The following is an 8,551-nucleotide window of genomic DNA, read 5'->3' as shown; positions in this document are numbered from 1 at the left end:
GGCTTTAATCATACGCTATGAAACCAGAGTAGATACGTGGGTAAATTTGTTAATTTTATCCTTTATGGTCATTTTTATCCGAAGAATTATCAAAAAAAATAAATCCTAAACAACCTCATTATATACCTTTTTATATTATCTTTGCTTAAGATTTCCATGAAAAGTAATATTTTAGTTTCAGCACCTAAATATACAACTTTCATTGGAAATCTTTTTCAATCCTAAACAACTTCTTTGAAAAAACTCTTGTCAGCAATAAACCTCAAAAAAAATTTTTGAAAAACCCCGAATATATCAAAATTAAAGTGATGTGTTATTCGGTAGATGAACAGAAACGACCATATTTGCCACTTACAGAAAAAGAAATGATTTTTACCATAAATGATTATAAATCTCAATGGCTTGACATATCCACCTTTCAAGTACCTTTTCCCGAAAATGGGGCGTTTGTAGGTATGCAAGTTATAGAAGTTAAAGGCGAAGAGGGTTGGGGAAATGTTTATGTACCTCTTTTATACACAAAGAACGAAAACAGCGATATGTTTTACCTAGCCAATGGAATGTGGCTATTACAAGGAAATAAAGGCAGTGTAATGGGTAAAGATAAATATTATACCTATGGTTTTGGAGCAGAAATAGCTTATTGACTGCACCCTTATTAAAAAGTCTGTTTACAAAAAATCAATGAGTAACAATAGAAATTTCCTTGCAAAAAAATAAAATTTAAGATGTTTTTTCAGGCTTATAGCGATGATGTTGCTCTAAGCGACATCATCACTTGCTACGTTTGATAAAATTCAATATTCTTGCTAGAAAAAACACTTTCAATAATTTCTAATCTTAGTTTTATGAAACACCTTGCTTTACTTTCCTTGTTTGGGTTAATTTTTACCAATCTGCAAGCCCAAAAAAAATTTGAAGGTTACATTTTTTATCGTTTCTCTCCTACACAACCTTTTATTGCTGATACTAATAGCAATATTAAAGTCAATTTTAATTTTTCAATAGGAAAGAGAAAAGATTCAACACTTGTACTAAAATTGACATATAAGGAGAGAGTTATCATATCAGAATCTTTACAAAATGATACTACGTTCATTTCAAGTTATTATGACTTTGATAAAGCAAACTTTCTAACTTATTGTGATAGTGAGCATTGCCAAAAGCTATCTCTGAAAAATATCAACTATAGCGATTTCAAAATTATGCGAACCAACGAAAAAAAGAAGATAGCTGGCTATCAGTGCGAAAAGTATCTGGTGCAGAAGGTCAATTCTAAAACAAAGACAATAATGACCCAACAAATTTGGGTAACTCAAGAAATAGAGAACGTACCACAATTCCCACTTTTTGACTTATTATTTGCGATACCTGATAATTTTCTATGGTTTTACCCTTCTATCAAAGGTTTTCCTGTACGAATAGAATTTCCATTTTGTTTGGAAGATAAACCAGAGTTTTCATTTTTGAGCATAAATCCTTGTGAATTTATAGCTTTTGCTTGGGAATTGGAAAAAATAACCCCACAAAAAATCTCTAAAAAAGAAATTGATGAAAAAATAGAAAAGCTGAAAAATACGAAACAAAAGTAAAAAAAATGTTTTTAACAAACGAGGGCTTTATCCAAATTCAGCCCTCGTTTGTGGTTTATTAGGCGTCCAGTTCGCCTGCAATTACATTGAGGCTACTCATAATCATAATGGCATCAGAGATTTGCTGTCCTTTGCACATTTCGGTATAAGCCTGGTAGTAAATAAAGCAAGGACGGCGGAAATGCAAACGATAGGGCGTTCTGCCACCATCAGAAATCAGATAAAAGCCTAATTCGCCATTGCCCCCTTCTACACAATGATATACCTCACCCACAGGAGCATCAATTTCTCCCATTACAATTTTGAAGTGGTAAATGAGAGCTTCCATATTTTTATAGACTTCCTGCTTGGGCGGTAGGTAATAGCGAGGGTCATCGGCGTGGTAACTACCTTCGGCTTTGGGGAGTTTATCCATTGCTTGCTGAATAATACGCAAACTTTGCCACATTTCTTCGTTGCGTACCATAAAGCGGTCGTAAGTATCGCCATTTTCACCTACGGGAATATCAAATTCAAAATCCTGATAACCCGAATAAGGCTCATTGACACGCACATCGTAATCTACGCCGCAAGCTCGCAAATTAGGTCCTGTAAAGCCATAGTTCAAGGCTCTTTCCGCAGAAATAGCTCCAACGCCTATGGTTCTATCCATAAAAATACGATTACGATTGAAAAGTGTTTCAAACTCTTTGAGTACAGCAGGAAATTCTTTGAGCAGTTTCTTGATGCCTGCAATAGCTTTTTCAGAAAAATCTCTTTCCAGACCGCCAATTCTGCCCATATTGGTAGTGAGCCTTGCCCCACAAACTTCTTCATAAATGTCGTAAATATGCTCACGCCATTGGTAAATATACAAAAATCCTGAAAAAGCCCCGCTATCTACCCCCAAAATACCATTACAAATGATGTGGTCGGCTATGCGAGCCAGTTCCATTAAGATTACTCGCATATATTGAGCCTTTTGGGGTACTTCTACACCCAAAAGTTTCTCTACGGTCATCCACCAGCCCATATTGTTGATAGGCGAGGAGCAGTAGTTCATTCTATCGGTAAGGGTAGTAATCTGGTAAAAAGGTCTTTGCTCGGCGATTTTTTCAAAAGCTCTGTGAATATACCCTACGGTAGATTCGCCTGCTACGATTTTTTCGCCGTCCATTAGTAATACATTCTGAAAAATGCCGTGTGTGGCAGGGTGCGTAGGACCCAAGTTGAGCGTGGTTAGCTCGTTCATATACATTGCGTCCTCAATTTTGGTGCTTTTGTAGCCAATGCTATCCAAGAGTTGAGGGTCTTTTTCCACAGGAACTATGTTAGCCATATTTTTTCAGATATGAGTACGAAATACAAAAACAAGAGAATTTTCCTATTCAACCTCAATATTAGTAAATATGTTTGTAGTAGCCAAAATAAATTTAGATTTTTAGCATTTTGGAGTGGCAGATAAAAAGCGGGGGGCAAGAAACAAGGAACAAGCTATAATGAATTTTTTGGTAATTATCTACGCTCAAAAAGTTGAAATATTTAAGCGTTTGAGGTAAAAGTTTTACTCCGTCTAAATTTCTAAATCCTGTTTTCTGTTTCAATATTAACTTTTAGGCTTGAATTTAGGTTTGGAAACGACTTTGGCTTTATTTTCAGTTGTATTTTCAGTTTCGTTTTTAAGAATTTCTTGTTCTGCTTTTTCTTTGGCGGCTTGCTTTTTGGCTTCTTCTTTTTCTTTGAGATACTGCTCGTAAAGGGCTTTCTTTTCGGCAATTTCCGCTTCGCTCATATTGGCAAAATGAAAGTTGTGCAAAGTAATATCTGAAACGGTGTAATCGTACTCGTCTGTCATAGTAAGACATTCCGTAGGGCAAACCGTAGTGCAAAGTCCGCAGAAACAGCACTTTGCCATATCAATATCAAATTTGGCGGCGTAAATACGTTTGCTTGTGCCGTCAGAAGTTTTGCCAAACTCTTCGGTAGCCTTGATAGCCTCAATTTCAATACAATTTACAGGGCAAATTTTGGCACATTTATCGCAAACAATGCAATCGTCAATTTCATTGTGCAGTTTGTAACGTCCTATTTCAGGGGTTGGGAGCTTTTCTTTGGGGTATTCCAGGGTTACTTTGCCTGTATTTTGCTCAAAGTAGGTTTTTTCAGTGATAAAAATAGGCTTTTGCTTGCGAAAAGCCTTGCGAAAATGCCTAAAAGTAACCTGAAAGCCTTTCCAAGTAGTTTTTATAGCCTGAACGATATTTGTAAGGTAGGAATTCATTGCATCATATACACAAAACCCAGCCAAGCCCCCGTAATGATAATTGCCAAAATCACGATGCCCATTGCCAAATACAAGGCAAAACGAATACTATTCGCTTCTTTGATAGATTCTTTTCGCAACTCTTCGCCTATTTTGAGCTGTACATCAGTAATGCGATGAATAGGCTCGATGATTTTCTTAAACTCTTCCGAGGCTTCGGTGCTAAACAAGGTTTTTGCACTTTCGGCATCGGTAGCAAAAAGTTTAACAATTTCGCTCTCTAATTGTTTGTATTTGAAAATTTCTTTTCGGTAGGTTATCAGAAACCGATTTTCTTCCTCAACCAAATGACTTTCGGCATATTTGGAGGCAAGCGAGTCAATGCTTTTGTGGTTTCTTTCAATTTTTTCAAGGATTTTTTTTCGCATCAGCGAGTCATCAAGATAGAGATATTCTTCTAAAAGCAGGCGATTTTCGTACAATTTCTCGGTCAGATTAGCCATTTCTACGGCAGGCAAAAGACGGTCGTAATAAAGTCCGTTTATATCTTCTGCTACCCGATTGATACCCATAATGCCAATCAGGGAGATGGTCATAATGATACCCGTGATAATAGAAAAAATTACAAAAACTTGCCTACGAATACCTGTTTTCTTGTACCAATTGGTTGCAAAAGCCATTGTTCAGAGATTTTCAGCCAAAACTACTAAAAAGTTTGAAAGTTCAAAAGTCCAATACTTCAAAAGTTTGTAAGCGTGGGGTTGGAGCTATCCTTCATTATGGGCAATCAAGGGTAATTCAATAAAAAAGCAAGTACCCATATCTTTTTCGGTTTCAAACCAAATTTTTCCGCCTGCGTGTTCTATGCCTTGTTTGGCAAGAGCCAGTCCTATGCCTGAGCCTGTAAATTTGGTACTAAAATTGGGTTGAAATATTTTGGGTTGAGCTTCATCAGGAATACCACTGCCATTATCGCGAATTTCTATGCGTACAAAGTTATTTTCATTTTTGTAGAGAGCTACTAAAATTTCAGGGGTTCTATCGTTGGGTACAGCTTGTTTGGCATTGAGCAGAAGATTGGTAAATATTTGCATTGTTAGCTGATTATCACCTTTTACAATGAACTTACCTTTGGCAATATGCCGAATTAAGCGTATGTCTTCATCATTTTCATAAAGTAGAAGGGTTTGTTTGAGTGTGTGAGCTATGTCAAATTCTTTACTTTCAGGCTCTTTCATACGAGCAAAAGCACCAAAGGAGGAGGCAATATCGCTGAGCAAATCAATTTGTGTAAGTACGGTTTCAAAAGGTTTTTCAATAATTTCTTTCATTTCGGGGTGATTTTTGTAGATTTTATACCTCAAATGCTCCAAAGTGAGCTTCATAGGTGTCAGTGGGTTTTTGATTTCGTGAGCTACTTGCTTTGCCATTTGCCGCCAAGCCGCTTCTTTTTCCGATTGGGCGAGAGCCTTTTTGCTGGCTTCCAACTTGATAAGCATTTTGTTGTACTCATTTACCAGCAAACCTATTTCATCATCAGAATCCCATTGCAGAGGTTCATTGGTGGTTTGTAGGGTTGTACGGCGAATTTTTTGGGTAATAATCGCCAAAGGCTCGGTGAGCAAGTTGGAAGTAAAGTAGGAAGTAATTACAAAAATGAGGAAAATAATCGTGAAAATATTGATGATAGTGGTAAAGATACCTGTTAGCTTTTTATCTCTTTCGTCTTCGGCATCAAAGAATGGAATGTTCAGGATAGCAAGAAGTTGGTTGTTTTCAAAGGAGCGAATTGCCCAATAAACAGCCTTGTAGTTCAGGTTACCAATATTTTCGGCAAGCATTGTGCTGGTTTCTTTCCGTTCCACAATTTGCCACAAGGCTTCGGGAGCTATGTTTTTAGAAAGCAAACGACTATCATAAATGGCAGGTTGGCTGGTTACGAGCAGTCTGCCTTGGGTATCAAAAACATTCAAATCCGACTGAGCATATAGAGCCACGCTATTTACCTCGCCCAGCAATTCCTCTTTGGTTTTCATCTGTTCAGTATAGCTTTGCATTACGCTCAAAAGGCTATTGGAGGCATTTTCTGCTTTTTGTAAAAATTTTTGGTTCAAATCATTTTCATAAGTACTGCTTACCACTTGCAAAGTAGTGATACTGAAAATAACCAAAGGAAAGAAAAAGGCAAGATTCAGAAATATCTGAATACGTGTTGCAAGAGTAATTTTTTTACGTTGATAATAATTGATAAGCCCATACACCGAAAGAATGAGAGCTACCAGCGTAATAAGTAAAAGAAACAAAAGCGAAAAGTTGGCAAAAGTATTTTTGAAGGCATATTCGGGCAAGGAAATCACTACTACTTTTCCGTTTTCGCCTCGGAAGGCAAAATGCTTGTAGCCCTGAAATTCATAGCCCTGTTGGTATAATTTTTGGATACGAAAAAGCCCTTCTTTGAAATTTTTGTAGTAATTGCAATCTCCTTGCGAGTAAATCAGCTCACTATTTTTTTGGGGGTCGCTACCCGTTTTGAAAATGGCATAAGATACATTGCTGATTTTAGTATTTTCCTCAATTTTTTCGTTGCGAAGCAATACAGGATACACTTTGAAAGAGGTAGCTTTTCGTTTTTTGAGTGTAAGAATTACATAGCCCAAAATTTGCCCTGATTGCTTGATTTCTATGAAATCAATATACATTCTGAAAAGATTAAGGTCAATTTTTTGCTCTATGGCTTGGGTTTCGCTGATAAAAAAGCGGTCGGTTTTATCGGTACGGAATTGTGGTTTTTGATAGGTTTCTACCCAATCGGCATAACGTATTTGTGTATTCTTGCTGATAGGAAGCCCTGCGTTATCAAATACTAAAACTTCCACTTCATAATCAGGAAATTCATTTTTTACATATTGCTTGCGGATACGCTTTTCAATGATGTTTTTATCTACTACCGATAGCGAAGCCTTGAAAAAAAGTTTGAGTGGCAAATCCAACTGAATTTCCTCAACAATATTATCCAAAGTGAGTTCCGTTTTGAAATCTTTGGATAAAAGCAAATTTTCGGCAAATCTGCCAATTTCTTTGTTTTGTGTTTGTGTTGAAAAATAGCGTAAGGCATACGTTCCTGCTACGGCACACCAAAGCGAGCCTATGAGCAAATACAAAATGGAAATATTACGAAAGCGATATAAAAATTGAGGCAGGCGGAAAAAGTACAAAATCAGTAGGTATATGCCATTGAGTAGGCTTAAAAATAACTCAAAATTGCCCGTAAAGTAGGCAATAGAAGAGTGTAAAATAGTTGCCAGCCCAAAAAGGAGAGCAAATTTGGGGTAGTCGTTATCCAGAAAGCGTATGAGTAGGCGTCCTACAAGGTGCAAGAGCAGAAAGCAAATCGTAGAAAGCACAACAAACACCCCAAAAGCCGCCCAATGAGGTAAGCGAAAGTGAATATTTTGTGAAATGTCTAATACAAGTTGCGAATTGGTAAAAATGGTGCTAAATATGCCAAAAATTTCATAAAAGGAAACATAACTCAAAAAGATAAGCAGTAGCGAAGCCCCATATTGAGCCCCAAATTTTTTCTTTGGACTAATTTTCTGAAAAATAAAAGTTTTGGGAAAATTTCTTTGCAAAAGAAACACTATCCATAAGCCTAAAAATAAATTAAGGAGTAAATCCCCCAGCGAAGGCGACCAAAACGAGGAAGCATAGAGTTGGGGATTGAACAAATCTGTTTCCCAAAAGCTATAAGGAATTTGATTTTTGAGCATCAGCCATCGTACCAAAAACCAATAAGACACAAAACACAAAATAAAAACCTCATACCATTTTTTTTGCTGAAAGAACTCTTGCCACTTCCAAACAAAAACAAAGAGCATCACAAAAGCCCCTACAAAGCATATCAGCGAAACAAAAAACCAATACAAATGAGGTGGTTCTTTCTTGATAGAATAAGCAAGGGAGAATAAATATTCGTTTTCTGCTGTAAAAATCTGTTTGGAAGTGGGCGTTTTGCTGATTTCAAGTTGCTCGTAAGGAAAAATATGAGGATTGACTTGCGAAGTAAGGTATTTATTTTGCAAGCTGTAACGCACTTGTAGGGGTAGATAAGTGAAAATTTCAATTTTATTGCCTTCGTTGGTTTTGAAAAAATCTCTGTGAAAAATGTAGTAGCCATTTTGTAGCTCAAAGAATTTGATAGTGTAATTTCCGTCAATCAAATCGTATTCGGGAATAAAGCGGTTATCCGACCAAAAGAGAAGTTGCTCATTTCTGAAAATGACACAAGGGTATTGATGTTTTTTTTTGACCTCAACGAGGCTGATGACATTGTTTTCCTGAAAGAGTTCTTCGGTTTCCTTGCTTTCTTGTCTTAAAATTTCTATCTCACGGATAATGTTACTTTGAATACTTGTTTGGTATTTTTCATCAATACTGATAGGGGCTTGATTTTGGTGGATAAGAAAAGCCACCTCGCCAAGCAAAAATAAACCCACTGCCCACAAAAGGCTATATAAGTAATAGCGAGTGAGGAAATTTTGCATTATCAGTTTTAGAATATGCGATTTTTTGGTGTATTTTAACGTGAGTTAAGCGGCAATATCTTGAAAAAGTTCAAAATTTGTAAGTAGATTTTTTTCTTGAAAATCTCTAATAGTGGGCTTTTTATCTAGGAACTTGTAGGCAATAATTCCAGACCACAAATTGACCAGAAAGT

At 36.6% G+C, this 8,551-nt stretch carries 6 protein-coding genes; 2 read left to right on the top strand and 4 right to left on the bottom strand.

Going from position 1 to position 8,551, the window contains the following annotated elements; genetic code table 11:
• The first annotated feature begins 275 nt into the window (after nucleotides 1-275).
• Nucleotides 276-647 carry a hypothetical protein gene (locus ACWITO_RS04740; RefSeq protein WP_448528862.1) on the top strand — a complete coding sequence of 124 codons (372 nt, stop codon included), beginning with the start codon at nucleotides 276-278 and terminating at the stop codon, nucleotides 645-647.
• Nucleotides 648-1,205: 558 nt separating this feature from the next.
• Nucleotides 1,206-1,592 (top strand): hypothetical protein, encoded by a 387-nt coding sequence (locus tag ACWITO_RS04735; RefSeq protein ID WP_448528861.1) that lies wholly within the window; start codon nucleotides 1,206-1,208, stop codon nucleotides 1,590-1,592.
• A 58-nt stretch (nucleotides 1,593-1,650) separates the two neighbouring features.
• On the opposite strand, the gene nuoD is transcribed toward ACWITO_RS04735, so the two are convergent.
• The 4 genes from nuoD to ACWITO_RS04715 form a co-directional block, all read right to left on the bottom strand.
• The gene (nuoD, locus tag ACWITO_RS04730; RefSeq protein WP_448528863.1) at nucleotides 1,651-2,829 is read right to left on the bottom strand and encodes an NADH dehydrogenase (quinone) subunit D; all 1,179 of its coding nucleotides are present in this window, start codon (nucleotides 2,827-2,829) and stop codon (nucleotides 1,651-1,653) included.
• Nucleotides 2,830-3,177: 348 nt separating this feature from the next.
• On the bottom strand, nucleotides 3,178-3,852 hold the full coding sequence (locus tag ACWITO_RS04725; protein WP_448528860.1) for a 4Fe-4S dicluster domain-containing protein: 675 nt from the start codon (nucleotides 3,850-3,852) through the stop codon (nucleotides 3,178-3,180).
• A complete protein-coding gene (locus tag ACWITO_RS04720) occupies nucleotides 3,849-4,514 on the bottom strand; it encodes an MCP four helix bundle domain-containing protein (RefSeq protein WP_448528859.1) in 666 nt (221 codons plus the stop codon). Before ACWITO_RS04720 ends, ACWITO_RS04725 begins: the two co-directional genes overlap by 4 nt.
• Nucleotides 4,515-4,601: 87 nt before the next feature.
• Nucleotides 4,602-8,378 (bottom strand): ATP-binding protein, encoded by a 3,777-nt coding sequence (locus tag ACWITO_RS04715; protein WP_448528858.1) that lies wholly within the window; start codon nucleotides 8,376-8,378, stop codon nucleotides 4,602-4,604.
• Nucleotides 8,379-8,551 lie beyond the last annotated feature (173 nt).

The sequence above is a fragment of the Raineya sp. genome, from assembly GCF_053497555.1.
The sequence above is the reverse complement of the archived record's forward strand: the minus strand, read 5'-3'. Positions and strand labels throughout refer to the sequence as shown.